Genomic DNA, 20,893 nt, shown 5'->3' on the forward strand with positions numbered 1-20,893 from the left:
CCGCTCCCCGGGCATGACGTACGCCATCCCCTCGGCAGCTACGAACCGTCCGCCCGTGCAAGGAAATTGATGTCACACATACCGCAGGCGGTGACCTGGTGCCTGGCTGCCGGGCTGCTGGTGGCCCTGGCTCTGCTGGTCCGGCAGTGGTGGGTCGCCCGGAACCGGTCCAGGACGCTGGTCGGCCTACGAGCGGCCATCCGGGCCAGGGACGAGGAGGCGCGGCGGCTGGCCACCGTGCAGTTGCCCGCCCTCGCACAGGCCGCCGTCGCGCACCCGGCCGCCGGCGACCCGCTGCTGGCGGGCAGCGAGTACGAGCGCAACCTGGAAGCGGTGATCGAGCAGTTCCGCAGCGCCGTGGCACGGGCCGAGGCGCGGGCCGACCAGAACGCCAAGGCCGCGCTCAAGGGCGCGATGCGGGCGCTGCAGGGGCTGGCCAACGAGCAGCAGGTGGCGATCTCCGAGATGCAGGAGCGGCACGACCAACCGGCGGTGCTGCACGACCTGTTGGAGATCGACCACGCCAACTCCCAGTTCGGCCGGCGCGCGCAGGCGATCGCGGTGCTCTGCGGCTCGTGGCCCGGACGTCAGCGCTCCGCCTCCTCGCTGAGCGACGTGGTGCGCGGGGCCAAGTCCCGGGTCCGCGACTACAAGCGGGTCGAGGTGCGCACCCAGATCGACCTCGCGGTGGTCAGCCGGGCGGTCGAACCCGTGGTGCTCGCGGTGGCCGAACTGCTGGACAACGCGGCCCGGCACTCGCAGCCCAACACCACGGTCGAGGTCAACCTGCAGCCCGCGCACAACGGCGCCTGCATCGTGATCGACGACGCCGGGGTCGGGATGGACCCGCGCGAGGCCCAGCTCGCCGGGCAACTGCTCACCGGGCAGCGGTCGGTGGACGTCACCCGGCTCGGCGACCCGCCGCAGTTCGGCTTCGCGGTGATCGGCGTGCTGGCGGCGCGGTACGGATTCAGCGTCTCGGTGGACACCCGCTCGCCGTACGGCGGGGTGCGCGCGGTGCTCTTCCTGCCCACCGCGCTGCTCACCCAGCTGGCGCCCGAGCCGGCAGCCGCACCGCGCGCCGCCGCACCACTGCCGCGCCGGGGCGCCACACCGGCCGCGTCACCCGCGTCGCCCGCTCCCACCGCGACGCCGGAACCGAGCGCGCCGACCGCCCCCTACCCGCCCGCGGCCGGCTACCCGCCGCCGGCTGCCCCGCGCACCGCCGGCGGTCTGCCCAAGCGGCGCCGCCGCGAGCCGCTGGGCGCCGAGCAGTTGGCCGAGGCGGCCCTGACCACCGACCCGTTCGCCACCACCACGCCGGCCACGGCCGGCCCAGCCGACGGCACCGCCGAGACGCCGGCGGAGTGGACCCGGGACGCCGAGGCCACCGCCCGCCGCCTCGGCGCCTTCGCCCGTGGCACCCGGGCCGGGCGCGAGGCCGAGCCCGACACGCCGCCCACCGGGTACGGGCGCCACGCGGCCCGGCCCGACCAGCCGGGCCCCGACCGGACGGGCCCCGACCGGACGGCGCTGAGCCATCCGGCCCTCAACCACCCGGCGCCCGGCTACCCGCCGCCCGGCCGGCCAGCACCCGACGGCCCGGTGTCTGACGGTTCGTCACCTGACGTCCCGTTCGCCGGCTGACCGGCCCCCACGGCAGCCCCTGCGGCCGGCCCTGCCCCCCGACCGCCGCCCGTACCCTCGCTAGGAGCATTCGATGAACAGCCACCCGACCAACGACCTCGGTTGGATGCTCGACGACGTCCTGCTGGTTCCCGAGGCCCGGCACGCCATCCTGCTCTCCGCCGACGGCCTGCTGCGCGCCCACTCGGCGGGCATCACCAGGGACGAGGCCGACCGGCAGGCCGCCGCGCTCTCCGGCGTCCAGTCGATCAGCCGCAGCACCGCCGGCTTCGTCGGCGCCGAGCCGACTCCCTGGCGGCAGACGCTGATCGAGTTCGCCGGCGGCTACGTCTTCCTGGTCGCCGCCGGACCCGGCGCCTATCTCGCGGTCTCCGCCGGCGAGAACGTGGACATGGAGGCGGTGAGCTACCGGATGCAGAAGCTGGTGGACCGGCTCGGCAAGGAGCTGACCGCACCGCCCCGCGAGGGCGCGGGGGTGGCCCGGTGAGCGGGCGGCGCGATCGGGGGCTGGTCCGGCCCTACGTGGTGACCAACGGGCGCTCCGAGCCCACCCGCAACACCTTCGACCTGGTCACCCTGGTCACCGCCGCATCGGGCCGGCCCAATACCGGTCTCACCCCCGAGCAGCGCCGGATGGTCGAGCTGTGCGCGCACGGCTCGCTCTCGCTCGCCGAGGTGGCAGCCCACCTGCGGCTGCCGGTCAGCGTGGTCAAGGTGCTGCTCGGCGACCTGGTCGACAGCGGCCACCTGCTCACCCGGGCCGCCGTGCCGCGCGCCCAACTGCCCGAGTCCCAACTGCTCCAGGAGGTACTCGATGGTCTTCGCGCCCGGCTCTGAGACCCTGACCCTGCCCGAGGCGCCGGCCGTCAGCTACCTGGGCGAGGGTGTCCAGACCGCCGTGAAGCTGCTGATCACCGGCCACTTCGCGGTCGGCAAGACCACCTTCGTCGGCACCCTCTCGGAGATCGAGCCGCTGCGCACCGAGGAGCCGATGACCGAGGCCGGCGCGCTGGTGGACGACCTGACCGGGGTGCCGGAGAAGACCACCACCACGGTCGCGATGGACTTCGGCCGCCTGACGCTCAGTCAGTCCCTGGTGCTGTACCTGTTCGGCGCGCCCGGCCAGCAGCGGTTCACCCCGCTCTGGCGGGACATGACGCTCGGTGCGCTGGGCGCCCTGGTGCTCGCCGACACCCGCCGGCTCGAGCACTCCTTCCCGGTGATGGACCTGCTGGAGGAGCACGGCCTGCCGTACGCCGTGGCGGTCAACCGGTTCGACGGCGCACCGGAGTTCGCCGAGGCGGAACTGCGCGAGGCGCTCGACCTGCTGCCCAGCACCCCGCTGATGCTCTGCGACGCCCGCGACCCGGCCTCGGCCACCCGGGCGCTGATCTCGCTCGTCCAGTACCTGCTCAGCCGCACCGACCAGGAGCCCGCGTGACCTCCCAGACACCGCCCCCCGGCTGCCCGGCGCATCAGCCGCAGCACGCCGGATTCCCGCTGTACAGCCAGGAGTTCGCCACCGACCCGGCCGACGTCTACGCCCGGCTGCGGGCCACCTACGGCCCGCTCGCCCCGGTCGAGCTCTACCCGGGCGCCACCGCGACCCTGGCGCTCTCCTACCAGGCGGCCCTCGAGGTGCTGCGCAGCCCGGAGACCTTCTCCAAGGACTCGCGGCGCTGGAAGGGCCTGGCGGACGGCCGGGTGAGCCCGGACAACCCGACCGTGCCGATGATGGCCTACCGCCCCAACTGCCTGTTCAGCGACGGCGACGCGCACGACCGGCTGCGCGGCGCGGTGACCGACTCGCTGGACCGGGTGGACCCGAACGCGCTGCGCGGCTACATCGAGCGCGGTGCCGACCGGCTGATCGACCACTTCGCCGCACGCGGCGAGGCCGACTTGGTGGGCGAGTACGCCAGGGCGCTGCCGCTGCTGGTCTTCAACGAACTCTTCGGCTCCCCCGCGCACTTCGGCGACCGCCTGGTGGCCGGGATGTCCGGCATCTTCGACGGCGTCGACGCCGAGCGGGCCAACGCCGAGCTGACCGCCACCCTGCTGGAACTGGTGGCGCTCAAGCGGGCCAGTCCGGGCGCCGACGTGACCAGTTGGCTGATGGCCCATCCGGCCGCGCTGAACGACGAGGAGATGCTGCACCACCTGGTGCTGCTGATGGGCGCGGGCACCGAGCCGCAGCTCAACCTGATCAGCAACACGCTGCGGCTGCTGCTCTCCGACGACCGGTTCGGCGGCGACCTGGCGGGCGGCAGCCTGCCGATCGAGGACGCGCTGGACGAGGTGCTCTGGACCGACCCGCCGATGGCCAACTACGCGGTGCACTTCCCGATTCGGGACGTGGACCTGGCGGGCGTCCGGCTGCCCGAGGGCGAGCCGGTGGTGGTGAGCTTCGCCGCCGCCAACACCGACCCGGCGCTGGCCGGAGTGAGCCGCACCGGCAACCGGGCGCACCTGGCCTGGAGCGCCGGCCCGCACGCCTGCCCGGCCCAGGGCCCGGCCCGGCTGATCGCCTCGGTCGCCGTGGAGCGGCTGCTCGACCGGTTGCCGGATCTCGAACTCGCCGTCAAGCCCGATGAGTTGGTCTGGCGCCCGGGGCCGTTCCACCGGGCGCTGGCCGCCCTGCCGGTCCGCTTCCCGCCGGCCACCGTCAGCACCGCGCTCGCCACCCCGCTCGCCACCAACGCCACGACCAACGGTCCGACCAGCACCACCGGCAGCACCAGTACCGCCGAAGCCACCGCAGCAGCCACCGCCGGGCCCCATCCGGTGGTCGCCGCGGCCGACTCGACGGCCCTCGCATCCGACCCTGCCTCAGGAGGCACTCCATGGAGTCCGACCGCTGCCCCTTCCGGATCGACCCTTCCGGTAGCGACATCCACGCCGAGGCCCGGCGGATCCACCAGGACGGGCCGGTGGCCCAGGTGGAGCTCCCTGGTGGCGTGGTTGCGTGGTCGGTGAGCAGCCAGCAGCTGGTCAAGCAGCTGCTGGCCGATCCCCGGGTCTCCAAGAGCGCCCGGCAGCACTGGTCCGCCTTCGTCAACGGTGAGGTGCCCGCCGACTGGCCGCTGATGATCTGGGTGGCGGTGGACAACATGTTCACCGCCTACGGTCCCGAGCACCGCCGGCTGCGCCGCCTGGTGGCCGGCGCCTTCACCAACCGCCGCACCGAGGCGCTGCGGCCGCGGGTCGAGCGGATCACCGAGGACCTGCTGGCGCAGCTGGCGGCCACCCCGGCCGGCACCGCCGCCGACCTGCGCGAGGAATACGCCTACCCGCTGCCGATCCAGGTGATCTGTGAGCTGTTCGGGGTGCCCGAGCAGCTGCACCCGGGCCTGCGCACCTGCGTGGACGGCTTCTTCGACACCACCATCACGCCCGCGGCCGCGCAGGCCAACGTGGAGCAGGTCTACCGGATCCTCGGCGAGCTGGTCGCGCTCAAGCGCAAGGAGCCCGGTGACGACCTGACCAGCGCGCTGATCTCGGCCCGCGACGAGGAGGACGGCGGGGACGGCAGCACGCTCACCGAGCAGGAACTGCTCGACACCCTGCTGCTGGTGATCAGCGCCGGGCACGAGACCACGGTCAACCTGCTGGACAACGCCATCCACCTGCTGCTCACCCACCCCGAGCAGCTGGCCCTGGTCCGCTCCGGTCAGGCCTCCTGGGGCGACGTGATCGAGGAGACGCTGCGGGTGCAGTCGCCGGTGGCCAACCTGCCGCTGCGGTACGCGATCGAGGACATCCAGGTCGGCGACGTGCTGATCCGCAAGGGCGAGGCGATCCTGGCGGCCTACGCCGCCGCCGGGCGCGACGAGGCGGTGCACGGCGCGGACGCGGACGTCTTCGACCTGACCCGGGCCGACAAGTCGCACCTCGCCTTCGGGCACGGCGCGCACTTCTGCCTGGGTGCGCCGCTGGCCCGGCTGGAGGCGATGGTCGCGCTGCCGGCGCTCTTCGAGCGGTTCCCCGACCTGGCCCTGGCCGAGGCCGAGTTGAAGCCGATGGAGTCCTTCATCTCGAACGGGCACCGGAACCTGCCGGTGGTGCTGCGCCCGTCCGCGAGCTGACCTCTCATTGCCTGAGGGGAGTTGACGGATGGTCAGCCGACTGTCCGTCAACTCCCCTTTCCTGTCAGGTTCCCCTGTCAGAAACCGTGCTCGCGCAGCGGCCCGACCTTGAGCCCCTGCTCCGCGCACATGTCCAGCAGCCGGGGCAGCGCACCGAGCGTGGACCGCCAGGCCTGCGGCGCCGAGGTGCAGTCCGAGTCGTGCAGCAGCACGGTGCCACCGGCCAGCGGGGCCCTGGTGAGGGTGCGCAGCACCGAGTCGGGTGTGGCCCGCGCCGTCCAGTCCTGGCCCCAGTGCGTCCAGAGCACCGGGCGCAGCCCGTTCTCGCGGGCCGCGTAGAGCGCGGAGGCGCTCAGCACCCCGTACGGCGGGCGGTACCAGCGCGGCTCCTCGCCGGTGACCGAGGCGATCAGGTCGCGGGCCCGGGCCACGTCGTCCCGGGTCGCCCGGGGCGAGCGGACCAGCAGCGGGCGGTGCGCCCAGCCGTGCACGGCCACCTCGTGTCCGGCGTCGACCAGTTCGCGGCCGAGTTCGGGGGCCCGCTGCAGCATCCGGCCGAGCAGGAAGAAGGTCGCCTTGGTCCCGGTCTTCGCCAGCTCCTCCAGGAAGAGCGGGGTGGAGGCGGGGTCGGGGCCGTCGTCGAAGGTCAGCGCGACGTGCCCGGCGTCGCCCGGGCCGCTCAGTCTCGGGGCGAGCAGCGGACGCAGCGGGCCGAGCGAGGTGAGCGCGGGCAGGCTGTGACCCACCGCGAGGGCGCCGGCGGTCACTGCCAGCGCACGGGTCGCCAGGGAACGGGTCGCCGCAGCACGGGTCGCCGGGGAACGATCGGGCTTCACGAGGCCACCTCCAGGATCGGTGCGGGCAGCCCTCCCGCCAGGGCGGCCACCAGGTCGTCGGCCCCCGGGGCGGGGCGGCGGCGCGGCACCGAGACGCCGGCCAGCGCGTCGATCAGGGTCTTGCCGAGCCGCTGCTCGTCACGGATCCACACGGCCAGCCCGGCCTCGTCCAGTGCGGCCGCGTTGGTCACCCCGTGGCCCGGCAGGCAACGGTAGCTGACCACCGGAACGCCACTGGCCATCGCCTCCAGCGAGGTGAGCCCGCCGGCGTTCTGCACCACCACGTCGCAGGCCCGCAGCAGGGCCGGCATGTCGTCCACCCAGCCGAGCGCCACCCCGGTCCCGCTCGCCACCAGCTTGTCGCGCAGCGCCTGGTTGTGGCCGCAGACGGTGACCGGGACGGCCACTCCCGAGGCGGCGATCTCCCTGGCCGTCTGCTCGACCTCGCCGACTCCCCAGGAGCCCGCGGTGATGAGCGCTATCGGCTCGTCGAGCGGCAGCCCGAAGCGGACCCGCTCGCGCTGCCGCTCGGCGGTGGAGCGGACCGGGCGGAAGGCCGGGCCGACCAGCGGGGCGCAGATCTCCACCAGCCGGGCGCCGTGGCCCTGCGCCTGGTCGGCGGCCACCGGGTGCAGCGCGAGGTGCAGGTCGACGCCCTCGGCCACCCAGAGCGGGTGCACCGACATGTCGGTGAGGAAGGTGGCCACCGGCACCTGCAGCTCACCGCGCTGCCGCAGCCGCCCGAGCGCCTGGCTGGCCAGCGGGTAGGTGGAGACCACCGCGCCGACGTCGGGGCCGACCAGCTTCCTGGTCCGGCGCGCGGCGGCCTTCGCGAACAGGGTGCCGACCAGCGACTTGGAGCCCTGGTGGTTCTCCAGCCCGTGCAGCATCCAGCCCCAGGCCCACGGCGCGACCTTCAGCTCCAGCGCGTAGCTGCCGCGCAGCAGCCGACCGCAGCCCGGCGGCAGCAGGTCGAGGAAGTCGTGGCAATCGGCGTCGAAGCCGGCCGCCTCCAGGCGGCGGACCAGTTCGCGGGCGGCACCGTCATGGCCCGCCCCCACGCTCGCGGACACGACGGTGATCCGGCGCGGCTGAGTCGACCGCATCAGGCTCCTTCCAGGCGGGCGCCGCAACCGCCGACGGCGGAAGCCGCACCCGCGACTTCACTGCGTCTCACGGATGTGCTGGGACCACCGGGCGTACGGCCCGGTCGACCCTCGGCCGTCGCGCGTACGCGTGACCGCCCGGGAACCGACCGCCCGGCGCCGTTGCGGTGGGTACCCCCGTCGCCCCGTGCCGGACCTGGGTCCGGGAAAACCTGACGGACCGGCTCCGAGATCCCTGTCGGAGCCGGTCCAGCTCGTCGGCCCGAGCCGGCGGCTCGCCGGTCAGGCACGGACGCTAGGCCGCCCAGCGGGAGTCCGATTGACCGGAGGCCGGACACCAGGTGTCCGTAGTCAGAACTGCTGCTGACCGTCACTGCCCACCCGCCCCGTCGAACTGCCGCGCCACAGCATGGTGGCCGCCACCTGAAGCGGAGCTGAAGGAAGCTGAAGCCGTCTTCAGCAAACCGCCTCGGTCGCCTGGGATCCTGGTGGCATGCGTGTACTGGTGGTGGAGGACGAGCGGCGGCTGGCCGCGGCGCTGCAGCGCGGGCTGCAGGCCGAGGGCATGACCGTCGACGTGGCCCACGACGGGCCGCAAGGACTGTGGCTGGCGGGCGAGCACGACTACGACGTGATCGTGCTCGACATCATGCTGCCCGGGGTCAACGGCTACCGGGTCTGCGCGCGGCTGCGGGCGGCCGGCAACGAGGCCGGGATCCTGATGCTCACGGCCAAGGACGGCGAGTACGACGAGGCCGAGGCACTGGACACCGGCGCCGACGACTTCCTCTCCAAGCCGTTCTCCTACGTGGTGCTGGTGGCCCGGCTGCGCGCACTGGCCCGGCGCACCGGGCGGCGCCGGCCGCAGACCCTGGAGTTCGGCGACCTGATCCTCGACCCGGCCCGGCACAGCTGCGCCAGGGGCGGGGTGCCGATCAAGCTGACCGCGCGCGAGTTCGCGGTGCTGGAGTGCCTGGCCCGGCGGGTGGGCGAGGTGGTACCCAAGAGGGAGATCCTGGAGCAGATCTGGGACAGCGCCTTCGAGGGCGATCCGAACGTGGTGGAGGTGCACATCAGCGCGGTGCGGCGGAAGATCGACGCGCCGTTCGGGCGTGCGGCGCTGGAGACCGTCCGAGGAGCCGGCTACCGGCTGGCGGCCGACGGTGGCTGAGGCCGCCGCGGGCGCGTCGGCACCCGGCACTGCGGCACCGGCGGCCACACCTGGGACGGCAGCACCCGGGCCACGGCGGCGCGGTCTGGGCCGGCTGCGGCCGATGACCGTGCGGGCCCGGGCCACCATCGGGGCCAGCGCGGTGGTCGCGATCGCGCTGGCCATCGCCTCGCTCTCGCTGCTCGGCCTGCTCGACGCCAACCTGCTGCACAACGCGGAGAGCGACGCCGAGGCGCAGGCCACCGCGGTGGCCCGACTCGCCGAGGCCGGACGGCTCGACCCGCTGCTGCCGCCCACCCACGGGGCCGACTTCCTCCAGGTGGTGAACGAGCAGGGCATCGTCCTGACGTCCAGTCAGAACCTGACCGGACGGCCGCCGGTGTCCGCCGACCGCCCCACCGCGCCCGGCACCGTCCTCAGCACGCTGGACGTCGGCGCGCTGGGGCAGGAGTACCGGCAGCGGGTGGTGCAGGTCACCACCGAGACCAACGACGGCCTGGTCACCGTCTACGCCGGCACCTCACTGCGGGACGCCGACGCCGCCGACTCGACCACCTCGGCGGCCCTGGCCGTCGGCATGCCACTGCTGCTGCTCACCGTCGCCGGGGTCACCTGGTGGGTGACCGGGCGGGCGCTGCGCCCGGTGGAGGCGATCCGGACCGAGGTGGCCGAGATCAGCGACCGCGACCTGCACCGCCGGGTCCCGGTGCCGCAGACCCACGACGAGATCGCCCGGCTCGCGCTGACCATGAACGCCACCCTGGACCGGCTGGAGTCCTCCGGTCAGCGCCAGCGCCAGTTCATCGCGGACGCCTCGCACGAGCTGCGCAGCCCGATCGCGGTGCTGCGCACCCAGCTGGAGGTGGCGCTCGCGGTGCCGGACCCGGAGCTGCGACCCGAGCTGCTGCTGGGCGCGCTGGAGGACACCGAGCGGCTCCAGCAGCTGGCCGCCGACCTGCTGCTGCTGGCCCGGATCGACGCGGCCGAGCCCCGCCCCAACGGTCGGCTGGACCTCAGCGACCTGGTCGACGACGCGGTGCGCAAGCGGCGCGGGGACCGGCTGCCGATCCACACGGAGCTCGCGCCCGGGATCGAGGTGGCCGGCAGTGGACTCTGGCTGACCCGGGTGGTGACCAACCTGCTGGACAACGCCCAGCGCTTCGCCGAACAGCGGGTCGGCGTGGTGCTGCGGACCGAGCCGACCGCGCGGCAGGCGGTGCTGGAGGTGACCGACGACGGTCCTGGCATCCCCGAGCCGGACCGCGAGCGGGTCTTCGAGCGGTTCACCCGGCTCGATGACGCACGCAGCCGCGACCACGGCGGCACCGGCCTGGGCCTGGCCATCGCCCGCGACCTGGCCGAGCACCACCACGGCACCCTCACCGCCGAGCCCGCCCCACGCGGTGCGCGCCTGGTGGTCCGGCTGCCCCTGGCGGCAGCCGCGCCGGGCAACTGAGCCGGGCCACCGCTCCGTCACCCACCCCCAGACGACAGGCCCTAGGATCCTTGCGGCGACCAACTTCATCCACGGGGAGTTTTCCGTTATCGGCCGGCCCCGGGCGGGTCTCCCAGAGTGGACAGGTCGGTTGACGGAGAGGGTGGGCACGGGTGGACACGGCTGCGGACGAGAACGTGGTGGGCCGGGCGCGGGCCGGGGACGAGCGCGCCTGCCAGGACCTGATCGCCGGACACCTGCCCCTCGTCTACAACATCGTGGGACGCGCCCTGAACGGGCACCCGGACACCGACGACGTGGTCCAGGAGACCATGCTCCGCGCGGTGGACGGCCTGCCCGAGCTGCGCGAGGCAAGCGCTTTCCGCTCCTGGCTGGTGGCGATCGCGCTGAACCAGGTGCGCCACCGCCACCGCGCCCAGCAGAGCACCCGCAACGCGCAGGACGGCGGCGGGCTGGACGAGGCGCGCGAGCTGGCGGACCCGGCCGCCGACTTCGTGGGGCTGACCATCACCCGGCTCGGCCTGTCCGGCCAGCGGCGCGAGGTCGCCGAGGCCACCCGCTGGCTGGACCCGGCCGACCGCGAGCTGCTCGCGCTCTGGTGGCAGGAGGCGGCGGGTGAGCTGAGCCGCGCCGAGCTCGCGGCCGCCCTGGAGCTGAGCCCGCAGCACACCGCGGTCCGCGTGCAGCGGGTCAAGGAGCGGCTGGACACCGCCCGGGTGGTGGTCCGGACGCTGGCCACCCGCCCGGCCTGCCCGCAGCTGGACGCGCTCACCGCCGACTGGGACGGCACCCCCGGCACCCTGTGGCGCAAGCGGATCGTCCGGCACGCCGCGGACTGCGCCACCTGCCAGGGCCGGGCCAGCGACCTGGTCCCGGCCGAGGGGCTGCTGGCCGGACTGGCCCTGCTGCCGCTCCCCCGCCACCTGTCCACCCAGGCCACCGCGAGCACCGCCGGGTCGAGCCACGCGGCAGGCGCTTCCCACCGGCACCGGCCGGGCCACGGCTCCCGCCGCCGCCCGGCCGGTGGCCGGCGCCGGGCACCACGCCCGCGCGGGCCCAAGGCGCTCGCCGTGCTGGCGCTCGGCACCCTCGCCACCGTGACGGCGACCGGCCTGGTCTGGAGCGGGCTGGGCCCCAGCTCCCACAGCGCCGCGCGGCCGGTCGCGGCGTCGACCACCAGCGCCCGGCCCGCCTCCCTGGTCGCCCAGGGCACGGCGGCGGTGGAGGGGGCGTCAAGCACCGCGCCGTCCGTCGCCCCCTCCCCGACGGCGTCCCCCTCGCCGTCCCCCACCGCCACCGCCTCGCCCGCGCCGCCGCCCGCCCCCAGCGGCGCCGCGCCGCGTGGCAACACCGGCCCCAGCGTGGCCGGTTACGCCCAGCAGGTGCTCGACCTGGTCAACGCCCAGCGCGCGCAACACGGTTGCGGCCCGCTGACGGCCAACAGCAAGCTCCAGACGGCCGCCCAGGGCCAGTCCGACGACATGGCTGCCCGTCAGTTCTTCGACCACACCAACCCCGACGGCGCCGGCCCTCAGCAGCGGATCGACGCGGCCGGCTACCAGTGGAGCAGCTGGGGCGAGAACATCGCCCAGGGCCAGGCCGATCCGGCGTCGGTGATGGACAGTTGGATGAACAGCCCGGGCCACCGGGCGAACATCCTCAACTGCGGCTTCAAGGAGATGGGCGTCGGGATCCACCTCGGCACCGGCGGCCCCTGGTGGACCCAGGATTTCGGCGCGCCGGCCTGAACGACGCTGCCAGCGCTGGCAACTGATCGGTCAGTAGGCAAGAGGTCGGAGGTTTACCGGTGAAACATCCGCCAAACAACGTCACAGGCCCGGTTGGATTGCGAGGAGATCCGATGAACGCGGCCCTCTCAGCTTTACCCGACTGATCGTCAGACTCCAGCATGGTCGCCGGCGGCCGCCTTCCCCAGCCGCCGGTCGACCGTGCAAGGAGAGACTCGATGACCCACGCCCGGAAGCGTTCGCGCCGACGACGTCTGGCGCTCGCCGCGGCAGTGACCTTGACGGCCGGTTCCGCCTACGCCGTGGCCCAGAGCTCCGCGCTGGCGGGGGTCACCTCGCACCCGGCCCAGCCCGGTGCCACCGGCTCCCCCGCGCCCGGCGCCCCGGGCCCGACCGGCAAGTGGATCAGCTACACGCCCGGCCACCTGACGTACGGCCAGGACGCCCAGGGCAACCGAATTCCCGACTACTCCGCCGCCGGTTACGCCGGCGGCGGCGTCCCGCTGCCCACCGTGCCGACGAATGTCACCGTCCCGCCCCCGAGCGGCAACGACGACACCGCCGTCATCCAGGCCGCGCTCGACAAGGCCGCAGCGCTCCCGCTGGACCCGAACGGCTTCCGTGGCGCCGTCCAACTCGCGCCCGGGAAGTACCAGATCGCCGGCAGCCTGACCATCAACGCCTCGGGCGTGGTGCTGCGCGGCGCCGGCACCGACGCCGGCCAGACCAGCCTGGTCGCCCAGAACGCGTCCGCCCGAACGCTGTTGACCATCGGTGGCGACTCCCGCTACCAGACGCTGGGCACGCCCCAGCCGGTCACCGACACCTACGTCCCGGTCGGCGCCACTTCGCTCACCATGCAGAGCACCGCCGGCTTCAAGGTCGGCGACCAGGTGGTGATCGAGCGGCCGACCACCCAGGCCTGGATCGACGCGATCGGGATGAACGGCACCTGGTCCCCCAACTGGAGCCTGCGCTCGGAGCGCACGATCACCGCGATCCAGGGCGACGAGATCACCTTCGACGCCCCGCTGACCACCGCACTGGAGAAGCAGTACACCCAGGCAAGCGTCTACCACTACAGCTTCCCGCGGATCAACCACGTCGGCATCGAGAACCTCAGCTCCGACGGCCAGGCGATGGCAGCCGACCCGAACTACCAGAAGGACTTCTACAACTCGGGCTTCGCCGTCTTCAACGCCGTCGAGGACAGCTGGGTCAGCAATGTGACGACGCACCACTACGGCGACTACGGCGTCGCGCTGCCCAGCGAGCAGAGCCGCCGGATCTCCGAGGTGCACACCTCGGCGCTGGACATGGTCACCTACCTGGGCACCTCCGCCCGCTCCTTCGGCTACCTGCTGGAGGGCCAGCAGAACCTGATCCAGGACTGCACCCTGACCGCCGCCAAGATCCACGCCTTCGTCACCGAGGGCCGCCAGGCCGGCCCCAACGTCTTCTCCCACTGCACCGCCACCACCACCGACGTCAGCTACGACGCGGGCGGCCACGAGCGCTGGGGCAGCGGCACGCTCTACGACGATGTCAACATCCAGGGCAGCCTGCTGATGGTCGACAACGGCACCCGGGGCACCGGCCACGGCTGGTCGGACGCCAACAGCACCGCCTGGAACTGCAGGACCACGGGCTTCGAGGTCCAGAACCCGCCAACCGCGCACAACTGGGCGATCGGCTGCACCGGTTCCGCCCTGAAGGGCACCGACGGCGAGCTGGAGTCCGCCGGCACCCCGGTCGGCCCGACCAGCCTCTACGACGAGCAGCTGCACGAGCGCCAGGCCGCGGCTGCCAAGAAGCCCTGAGCCGCGGAGATCGGTGAGCGGACACAGAACGGGTCCTGCCCCAACCTCAGGGCAGGACCTCGACGGACCGTCAGCTCACCCGCACCGCCTCATCCGGCCCCGGCGGCTGCGCACCGCCGAGGTGCACCGCCGGAGCGGCCTGCGCGGCGCCGGCGGCCTGCGCCGCGTTCGCCGCCTGCACTTCGGCCCGGCCGAGGGCCAGGTGGGCGGCGCAGGCCACCACCACCCAGGCGAGGCCGCCGCTGTGGGTGTAGGCGTGTCCGGCGGTGTGCAGCTGCTGCTGGTCCGTGCCGCAGTACAGGCAGGCGTTGGCATGCAGCTGCTCACCGCTGACCAGCAGTTGCTGGGCGGGGCCGTCGATCGGGTGGTAGTCGATCGGGATCGGCGGCCGGGCGGCGGTGAGCTGGTGGGATGTCAGGTCCGAGGTCATCGGCTCAGCTCCAGGGTGAGATCTCCAGGGTTCTGGGCGGATCGGCATCGGTCACCCTGTGTGGCCGCTCGACTCCGTCCATGTGCACAGCCTGGCCCTGACAGACGGCCGCCGCACCCCGGACGACCAGATTGGCCGTCACTCGTCCGTCCCAATCACCCTATTGTTCTCAAGCGGAACGGTTTTGACATGCTACCGTTCCCTGCATGAACGCCGCTCAGCCCGTCTCCCTCACCGCAACGGTCTCCTTCCGGCTCGGCACCATCGGCACCCTCACCACCAACCGCTTCACCGAGCGGATCGAGACGTTCGGCCTGAAGCTCAAGGACGTCGGGCTGCTGCACCTGCTCCAGGACGGCGGCCCCGCCTCGCAGCTGGAGGTGGCCCGGCTCCTGGGGGTGGCGCCGAGCCTGGTGGTCGCGATGGCCGACCGGCTGGAGGTGCTGGGCGCCGTGCGGCGCCTGCGCGACCCGGGCGACCGGCGCCGCCAGCAGCTGGTGCTGACCGAGCAGGGCCACGAGCTGCTGGGACGGTGCACCACGGCCGCCCAGGAGCTGGACGCCGAGCTGACCGCCGAGCTGGACGAGCCGACCCGGCAGGCACTGAACGCCGTCCTCGGGACCCTCGCCGCGAGCCTGGGCCTGCCGCACTGACCACCGGCCGCCGCGAACCCCGCCAAGCCCCCGTCACCCGTCGCCCGCCGGCGAGGTGACAGAGTCTCAGCATGTCGACCATCTCGCTGCCCCACCAGCTGACCCGGACCCGCGGCTTCACCTCCGGCGCCGCCGAGCACTTCTCCGTGGCCCCCGACGGCGCCTCGGTCCTCTTCCTGCGCAGCCGCGCCGGTGACGATCCGATCGGCTGCCTCTGGGCACTCGACCTCGACAGCGAGCGGGAGCGCCTGCTGGTCGACCCGGCCGAGCTCCTGGGCGGCAGCGCCGAGCAGCTCTCCGAGGAGGAGCGGACCCGGCGCGAGCGCAGCCGGGAACCGCGCGGCGGGATCGTCGGCTTCACCACCGACCGGGCCGGCCGACTGGCCGTCTTCGCCCTCTCCGGCAACCTGTGGACGGTGGACACCGGCAGCGGCACCGCCCGCCGGCTGCCCGCCGAGGGCCCGGTGGTCGACCCGCGACCCGACCCGACGGGCCGCCGGATCGCCTACCTGAGCGGCGGCACCCTGCGCGTGATAGCGGCCGACGGCACCGGCGACCGCGCGCTGGCCGCCCCCGACGGCCCGGACGGCTCCGAGGTGACCTTCGGCGCGCCCGAGCACGTCGCCGGCGAGTCGATGCATCGCCACCGCGGCTACTGGTGGGCACCGGACGGCGAGCGGCTACTGGTCGCCCGGGTGGACAACTCCAGCGTGCTGCGCTGGCACATCGCCGATCCGGCCGACCCCGGCAAGCCGCCGCGCACCATGCGCTACCCGGCGGCCGGCAGCACCAACGCCGACGTCACCCTCTGGCTCACCGAGCTGGACGGCACCCGGCACGAGGTGCGCTGGGACCGGCAGGCCCACGAGTACGTCCCCGCCGCCGGCTGGGACGCGCACGGCCCGTTCGTGAGCGTGCAGAGCCGCGACCAGCGCAGCCTCCGACTGCTGACGATCGACCCGGCCGACGGTACGACCACCCTGCTGGACGAGCAGCGCGACTCCCCCTGGGTCCACCTGCTGCCCGGGCTGCCCGCCCGGACGGCCGGCGGCGCGCTGCTCGGGTCCGTCGACGAGAGCGACACCCGCCGGCTGACGGTGGCCGGCAAGCCGGTCACCGACCCCGGCGTCCAGCTGCGCGAGGTGCTCGGCACGGACGGCGAGACCGTGCTCTTCACCGCCTCCGAGGAACCCACCGAGATCCACCTCTGGTCCTACCACCCGGAATACGGCGCCCGGCGGCTGAGCGAGGAGCCCGGCGTCCACCGCGGCGTGCTGCGCGCCGGCACCCTGGTGCACACCGCCCGCACGCTCGCACACGCCGGCTCGCGGACCATCGTGCGGCGGACGGGGCGGGCCACCCTGGCGGTCGCCTCGTACGTCGAGACACCGGTGCTGGCGCTACGCGCCGAGTTCGCGGCGGTGGGGCCGCGGCAGCTGCGGACGGTGCTCCTCCTGCCGTCCTGGCACCGGCCCGGGGACGCGCCGCTGCCGGTGCTGCTCGACCCGTACGCCGGCCCGGCGATCCAGAAGGTGCTCGTCCAGCAGTCCTCGCAGGCGCTGGTCTCGCAGTGGTTCGCCGAGCAGGGATTCGCGGTGCTGGTCACCGACGGCGCCGGGGTCCAGGGGCGTGGCCCCGCCTGGGAGCGGGAGATCTACGGCGACATCTTCCAGCCAGTGCTGGACGACCAGATCACCGCGCTGCACGAGGTCGCGGAGCGGCACCCGGAACTGGACCTGGGCCGGGTCGCGATCCGCGGCTGGTCGTTCAGCGGCGGGCTGGCCGCGCTGGCGGTGCTGCGCCGCCCGGACGTCTTCCACGCGGCGGTGGCCGGCGCGGCGGTCAGCGACCAGCGGCTCTACGACAGCCACTGGCGCGAGCGCTACCTGGGGATGCCCGAGGAACACCCGGACTGGTACGACGCCTGCTCACCGGTTCTCGAAGCCCCGAAGCTGACCCGCCCCCTGCTGCTGATCCACGGGCTGGCCGACGACAACGTCTTCGCCGCCAACACGCTGCGCCTGTCCACCGCCTTGCTGGCCGCCGGCCGCCCGCACGAGGTGCTTCCGCTGAGCGGTGTCACGCACGCGGGCGCGGGGTCCCCGCTCTTCCCGCAGCTGCTCGGCCACCAACTGGATTTCCTCCGGCGCCACTTGGGGCTGCGGTAACGCAGGCCCCCGTCGCTACGGCTGCACGTCGCTGCGCCCGGAGATCCAGGCGATGGCGTCGTGCACGCCGCGGGCGTGGTCGCGCACCTCGTCCGCCAACCGCACGTCCAGCTCGCGGACCTGGGCGGCCTGCTGCTCGGCACCGAGCTGGGCCGGGCAGGGGCCCTCGGGTCCGCTGGCGACGCTGGCGGTGATCGGCGCGAGCCGGCTCTGGCCGAGCGCCCAGCGGTAGCCGTCCAGTGCGCCTTCGCGGGCGTGCGAGGGCTCGAACGGGGTGTCGCCGATGTACTCCAGGCGCGCGAGCGCGCTCTCAACCTGCTCCCGGGAACGCGCCCCGACCCGGGACGTCACATCGTGGCTGGTCATGACCGCAGGTTACGCACGCCCCGGGTGCCGGGGCGTGCTCAACGCGGCCAAGGGGGCGAACCGGCGAAGGCGGAAGTCCGGCCGTGCCGAACGGAAGTTCGGGCGCGTCGGAGGTGCGCGCGCCACCGGTTCGGCTCCACACTCGGGAGAGCAGGGCCATCCGGCCGACAACGCCCCGAACCACGGAGGCCTCCCATGTCCGAGCCCATCGACGAGTCGCCCACGCCCGACCGCCTGCTGCACACCGGTGCCGAGCACCCCATCGACCCGGTCGACCTGGTGATGGCCACCGGCCAGGACCCGACCCCGGAACTGATCGAGAAGGCGCGCCTGAAGCTGGAGCGGGAGGGCGCCGCCGCCGTTGAGCGAGTGCTCCCCTGACGCGAACGGACCGCGCGACCTGCGCCACGCCACGCCGCCGCCGCTGAGGCCGTACCCCTCAGCGGCGGCGTCGGCGTTCGTACCAGCGCAGCGCGTGCCGGGCGCCGAGGGCGAGCAGCAGCGCGGCGACGGCCAGCAGCAGGTAGAGCTGGTAGCGCAGCGCCGTCCGGTAGACCTGGTCGATGTTGCTGCCGGCCAGGTAGCCCGCCGTACTCCAGACGCCGACCCAGAGCAGTGCGCCCAGCGTGTTCCAGAGCAGGAACCGGCGCCAGGGCATCCCGGTGGTGCCGGCGATGATGCCGAAGGTCTGGCGCAGCCCGTCGATGAAGCGGGCCACCAGGACCACCTTGCCGCCGTTGCGCTCGAAGAAGTCCTCGGCCTTGTGCAGCCGGGCGCCGGTCAGCCCGACGTAGCGCCCGTAGCGGTGCACCAGAGCCTGCCCGCCGTAGTGGCCCAGCAGGTAGCCCACGCAGCCGCCGGCCACCGCGGCGACCACCGCGACCACGATCACCGCCGCGAGGTTCAGCTGGCCGGCCCCGGCGTAGACGGCGGCGAGGATCAGCACGGTCTGCCCGGGGACCGGGATGGCGGCGTTGTCCAGCAGCACCAGCAGGCCGACGGCCAGGTAGCCGTAGTGCGAGAGGAACGGGGCGAGCGCGGCCAGTGGGCCCGGCAGTACCGGGGTGTGCGGTGGCGTGGTGGCGATCATGGGGCGATACCTCCGCTCTCATGATCCAACCCCTTGGTGATCATTTGGGGCATATTGTCGCAGGCTTGTGACATCTACCGCGCGCCGATTGGTCCGATTTACTCATCTTTCGTGCATAGGCTTCGATGCATGTCTTCGTCGCACAAGGGCTCGTTCGTCCACAAAACCAAGCTCACCGCCACGTTCCTGGGCGTCAGCGTGGTGGCCGGCGCACTCACCGCGGGGCTGGCACTGCCTGCGATAGGCGGGGTCGGACTGGGCGCGAAGAGCGCCGTCGGCGACTTCAACAGTCTGCCCGACGACTTCACCGCTCCCCCGCTGTCGCAGGCCTCCACGATCTACGACGCGAACGGCGGCGTGATCGCCACCGTCTACGACCGCGACCGCACGGTGGTGCCGAGCGACCAGATATCCCCGCTGATGAAGTCGGCCCTGGTGGACATCGAGGACAACCGCTTCTACCAGCACGGCGCGATCGACGTGAAGGGCGTGCTGCGGGCGCTGAACAACAACGCCTCGGGCTCGGGCACCCAGGGGGCCTCGACGCTCACCCAGCAGTACGTGAAGAACGTCTTCGTCGAGGAGGCGGGGGACGACCCGGCGGCGGTGCAGGCGGCCCAGGCGCAGAACGTGGGTCGCAAGATCAAGGAGATGAAGTACGCGATCAAGGTCGAGCAGACCCTGAGCAAGGACCAGATCCTGACCAACTACCTGAACATCACCTTCTTCGGTGAACAGGCGTACGGGATCGAGGCCGCCTCCCAGCGGTACTTCAGCGTGCACGCCAAGGACCTCACGCTGCCGCAGGCCGCGCTGCTGGCCGGCATGGTGCAGTCGCCCACCGGGTACGACCCGATCGTCAACCCGAAGACCGCCAAGGAGCGGCGGGACACCGTGCTGAAGAAGATGGCGCAGTACGGGACGATCACCCAGGCGCAGGCCGACGACGCGATCAACACGCCGATCACGCTGAACGTCAGCAAGCCGCAGCAGGGGTGCATCACGGCGCAGCAGGGCGAGGGCTTCTTCTGCGACTACGTGAAGAACCAGGTGCTCGCCGACCCGGCCTTCGGCTCGAGTTCGGCGGCCCGGCAGGCGCTGTGGCAGCGCGGCGGGCTGCAGATCCACACCACGCTCGACCCCAAGGCGCAGGCCGCCCTGCAGTCCTCGGTGACCAGTCACGTCTACGCCACCGACAAGGCGGCGACCGCGATGACCGAGGTGCAGCCCGGCACCGGCAAGATCATCGCGATGGGCCAGAGCCGGCCGTACGGCGTCAGCGCCAACCAGACCCAGATCAACCTGAACGTCGGCAAGGCGATGGGCGGCGGCCTGGGCTTCCCGACCGGCTCGACCTTCAAGCCGATCGTGGCGGCCGCGGCGCTGGAGAACGGCATCGTGCCCTCGCAGTCCTACCCCTCGCCGTACAGCATGCCGTGGCCGGCCATGACCGACTGCAACGGCGGCAAGTTCAAGTCCAACCCCAGCAGCACCGTGCACAACGACAGCACCTCGCTGGTCGGCCCGTTCACCATGGGGCCGGCCATGGCGCAGTCGGTGAACACCTACTTCGCCTCGCTGGAGGCGGACGCCGGGCTGTGCAACGTCGCGCAGATGGCCAACAAGATGGGCATCACCCAGCAGGCGGGCGGCGAGAAGCTCCAGGTGGTGCCCTCGATGGCGCTGGGCAGCAACGACCTGACCCCGCTGGAGATGGCCAGCGTGTACGCCACCTTCGCCGCGCACGGCACCTACTGCGCGCCGACCGCGATCACCAGCGTGACCAACGCCGACGGCAAGTCGGTGGACGTGCCGCAGAGCCAGTGCAGCCAGGTGATGTCGGCCAACACGGCGGACACCGTGAGCACCATGCTGAAGGGCGTGGTGCAGGACGGCACCGGCGCGCCGGCCGGCCTGACCGACCGCGACAACGCGGGCAAGACCGGTACCACCAACAACGGCAACCAGGTCTGGTTCGTCGGCTACACGCCCGAGCTGTCCGGAGCCACCGTGGTCAGTGACGACAACGGCACGACCTCGCTGGACGGGCAGCGGATCGGCGGGCAGTACGTCGCGCAGGCCTTCGGCGGCACGCTGGCCGGGCCGATCTGGAACGGTGCGATGAGCGGGGCCCTGCAGGGGACGCCGCCGAGCTCGCTGCCTTCGGTGCCGCTGCAGTAAGCGCTTTCCGGGCATCGCGGCCGCTCCGGGCACCGACCTCGCGTCGGGGTCCGGGGCGGCTTTTGCGTGGGGCGGGGGTCAGGGTACGGGCCGCCGGGGCGTCGGGGTGTCGAGGTCGGGGTGTCGGTTGACAGGG

19 protein-coding genes are annotated in these 20,893 nt (G+C 73.2%); 14 read left to right on the forward strand and 5 right to left on the reverse strand.

Annotation, left to right across the window (positions count from 1 at the left end; genetic code table 11):
• Window positions 1-69: 69 nt before the first annotated feature.
• From ABH937_RS15680 to ABH937_RS15705, 6 genes are all read left to right on the forward strand, one after another.
• Window positions 70-1,647 carry an ATP-binding protein gene (locus tag ABH937_RS15680; protein WP_370218504.1) on the forward strand — a complete coding sequence of 526 codons (1,578 nt, stop codon included), beginning with the start codon at window positions 70-72 and terminating at the stop codon, window positions 1,645-1,647.
• A 73-nt stretch (window positions 1,648-1,720) separates the two neighbouring features.
• Complete coding sequence (locus ABH937_RS15685) at window positions 1,721-2,134, forward strand: roadblock/LC7 domain-containing protein (RefSeq protein ID WP_280689966.1); 414 nt, start codon at window positions 1,721-1,723, stop codon at window positions 2,132-2,134.
• Window positions 2,131-2,484 (forward strand): DUF742 domain-containing protein, encoded by a 354-nt coding sequence (locus ABH937_RS15690; protein ID WP_280689968.1) that lies wholly within the window; start codon window positions 2,131-2,133, stop codon window positions 2,482-2,484. Before ABH937_RS15685 ends, ABH937_RS15690 begins: the two co-directional genes overlap by 4 nt.
• Window positions 2,462-3,088 (forward strand): ATP/GTP-binding protein, encoded by a 627-nt coding sequence (locus ABH937_RS15695; protein ID WP_280689969.1) that lies wholly within the window; start codon window positions 2,462-2,464, stop codon window positions 3,086-3,088. The genes ABH937_RS15690 and ABH937_RS15695 overlap by 23 nt, the downstream gene beginning before the upstream one ends.
• Entirely contained in the window at window positions 3,085-4,623 is a 1,539-nt protein-coding gene (locus tag ABH937_RS15700) for a cytochrome P450 (protein WP_370218507.1), read from the forward strand. Before ABH937_RS15695 ends, ABH937_RS15700 begins: the two co-directional genes overlap by 4 nt.
• Window positions 4,620-5,732, forward strand: coding sequence for a cytochrome P450 (locus tag ABH937_RS15705; RefSeq protein ID WP_280689971.1), 1,113 nt, complete (start codon window positions 4,620-4,622; stop codon window positions 5,730-5,732). Before ABH937_RS15700 ends, ABH937_RS15705 begins: the two co-directional genes overlap by 4 nt.
• A gap of 77 nt (window positions 5,733-5,809) precedes the next feature.
• Here the strand turns inward: ABH937_RS15705 and ABH937_RS15710 are convergent, their stop codons facing one another.
• Both ABH937_RS15710 and ABH937_RS15715 read right to left on the reverse strand, forming a co-directional pair.
• The gene (locus ABH937_RS15710; RefSeq protein ID WP_280689972.1) at window positions 5,810-6,568 is read right to left on the reverse strand and encodes a polysaccharide deacetylase family protein; all 759 of its coding nucleotides are present in this window, start codon (window positions 6,566-6,568) and stop codon (window positions 5,810-5,812) included.
• Window positions 6,565-7,674: a glycosyltransferase gene (locus tag ABH937_RS15715; protein ID WP_280689974.1), complete on the reverse strand. Its 1,110-nt coding sequence runs from the start codon at window positions 7,672-7,674 to the stop codon at window positions 6,565-6,567. The genes ABH937_RS15710 and ABH937_RS15715 overlap by 4 nt, the downstream gene beginning before the upstream one ends.
• Window positions 7,675-8,167: 493 nt before the next feature.
• Here ABH937_RS15715 and ABH937_RS15720 point away from each other — a divergent pair, with 493 nt between their 5' ends.
• From ABH937_RS15720 to ABH937_RS15735, 4 genes are all read left to right on the forward strand, one after another.
• On the forward strand, window positions 8,168-8,845 hold the full coding sequence (locus tag ABH937_RS15720) for a response regulator transcription factor (RefSeq protein WP_280689975.1): 678 nt from the start codon (window positions 8,168-8,170) through the stop codon (window positions 8,843-8,845).
• Between the two features lie 103 nt (window positions 8,846-8,948).
• A complete protein-coding gene (locus ABH937_RS15725) occupies window positions 8,949-10,301 on the forward strand; it encodes a sensor histidine kinase (protein WP_370218509.1) in 1,353 nt (450 codons plus the stop codon).
• Between the two features lie 152 nt (window positions 10,302-10,453).
• Window positions 10,454-12,049: a sigma-70 family RNA polymerase sigma factor gene (locus tag ABH937_RS15730; protein ID WP_370218511.1), complete on the forward strand. Its 1,596-nt coding sequence runs from the start codon at window positions 10,454-10,456 to the stop codon at window positions 12,047-12,049.
• 218 nt (window positions 12,050-12,267) lie between these two features.
• Window positions 12,268-13,869 (forward strand): peptidoglycan-binding protein, encoded by a 1,602-nt coding sequence (locus tag ABH937_RS15735; RefSeq protein WP_370218512.1) that lies wholly within the window; start codon window positions 12,268-12,270, stop codon window positions 13,867-13,869.
• 70 nt (window positions 13,870-13,939) lie between these two features.
• On the opposite strand, the gene ABH937_RS15740 is transcribed toward ABH937_RS15735, so the two are convergent.
• Window positions 13,940-14,299, reverse strand: coding sequence for a hypothetical protein (locus ABH937_RS15740; protein ID WP_280689983.1), 360 nt, complete (start codon window positions 14,297-14,299; stop codon window positions 13,940-13,942).
• A gap of 206 nt (window positions 14,300-14,505) precedes the next feature.
• Between ABH937_RS15740 and ABH937_RS15745 the strand changes: the two genes are divergently transcribed.
• Together ABH937_RS15745 and ABH937_RS15750 are read left to right on the forward strand one after the other, a co-directional pair.
• Window positions 14,506-14,952 (forward strand): MarR family winged helix-turn-helix transcriptional regulator, encoded by a 447-nt coding sequence (locus tag ABH937_RS15745; RefSeq protein WP_280689984.1) that lies wholly within the window; start codon window positions 14,506-14,508, stop codon window positions 14,950-14,952.
• Between the two features lie 71 nt (window positions 14,953-15,023).
• Window positions 15,024-17,120, forward strand: coding sequence for a prolyl oligopeptidase family serine peptidase (locus tag ABH937_RS15750; protein WP_370218514.1), 2,097 nt, complete (start codon window positions 15,024-15,026; stop codon window positions 17,118-17,120).
• Window positions 17,121-17,135: 15 nt separating this feature from the next.
• Here the strand turns inward: ABH937_RS15750 and ABH937_RS15755 are convergent, their stop codons facing one another.
• Window positions 17,136-17,486: a hypothetical protein gene (locus tag ABH937_RS15755; protein ID WP_280689986.1), complete on the reverse strand. Its 351-nt coding sequence runs from the start codon at window positions 17,484-17,486 to the stop codon at window positions 17,136-17,138.
• A 195-nt stretch (window positions 17,487-17,681) separates the two neighbouring features.
• On the opposite strand from ABH937_RS15755, the gene ABH937_RS15760 reads away from it, so the two are divergent.
• Entirely contained in the window at window positions 17,682-17,867 is a 186-nt protein-coding gene (locus ABH937_RS15760) for a hypothetical protein (protein WP_280689987.1), read from the forward strand.
• Between the two features lie 58 nt (window positions 17,868-17,925).
• Here the strand turns inward: ABH937_RS15760 and ABH937_RS15765 are convergent, their stop codons facing one another.
• Window positions 17,926-18,576, reverse strand: coding sequence for a DedA family protein (locus ABH937_RS15765; RefSeq protein WP_280689988.1), 651 nt, complete (start codon window positions 18,574-18,576; stop codon window positions 17,926-17,928).
• Window positions 18,577-18,705: 129 nt separating this feature from the next.
• Here ABH937_RS15765 and ABH937_RS15770 point away from each other — a divergent pair, with 129 nt between their 5' ends.
• Window positions 18,706-20,757 (forward strand): transglycosylase domain-containing protein, encoded by a 2,052-nt coding sequence (locus tag ABH937_RS15770; protein ID WP_280689989.1) that lies wholly within the window; start codon window positions 18,706-18,708, stop codon window positions 20,755-20,757.
• Window positions 20,758-20,893 lie beyond the last annotated feature (136 nt).

Source organism: Kitasatospora sp. GAS1066B, from assembly GCF_041262605.1.
In the GTDB taxonomy this organism is placed as follows: Bacteria; Actinomycetota; Actinomycetes; order Streptomycetales; family Streptomycetaceae; genus Kitasatospora.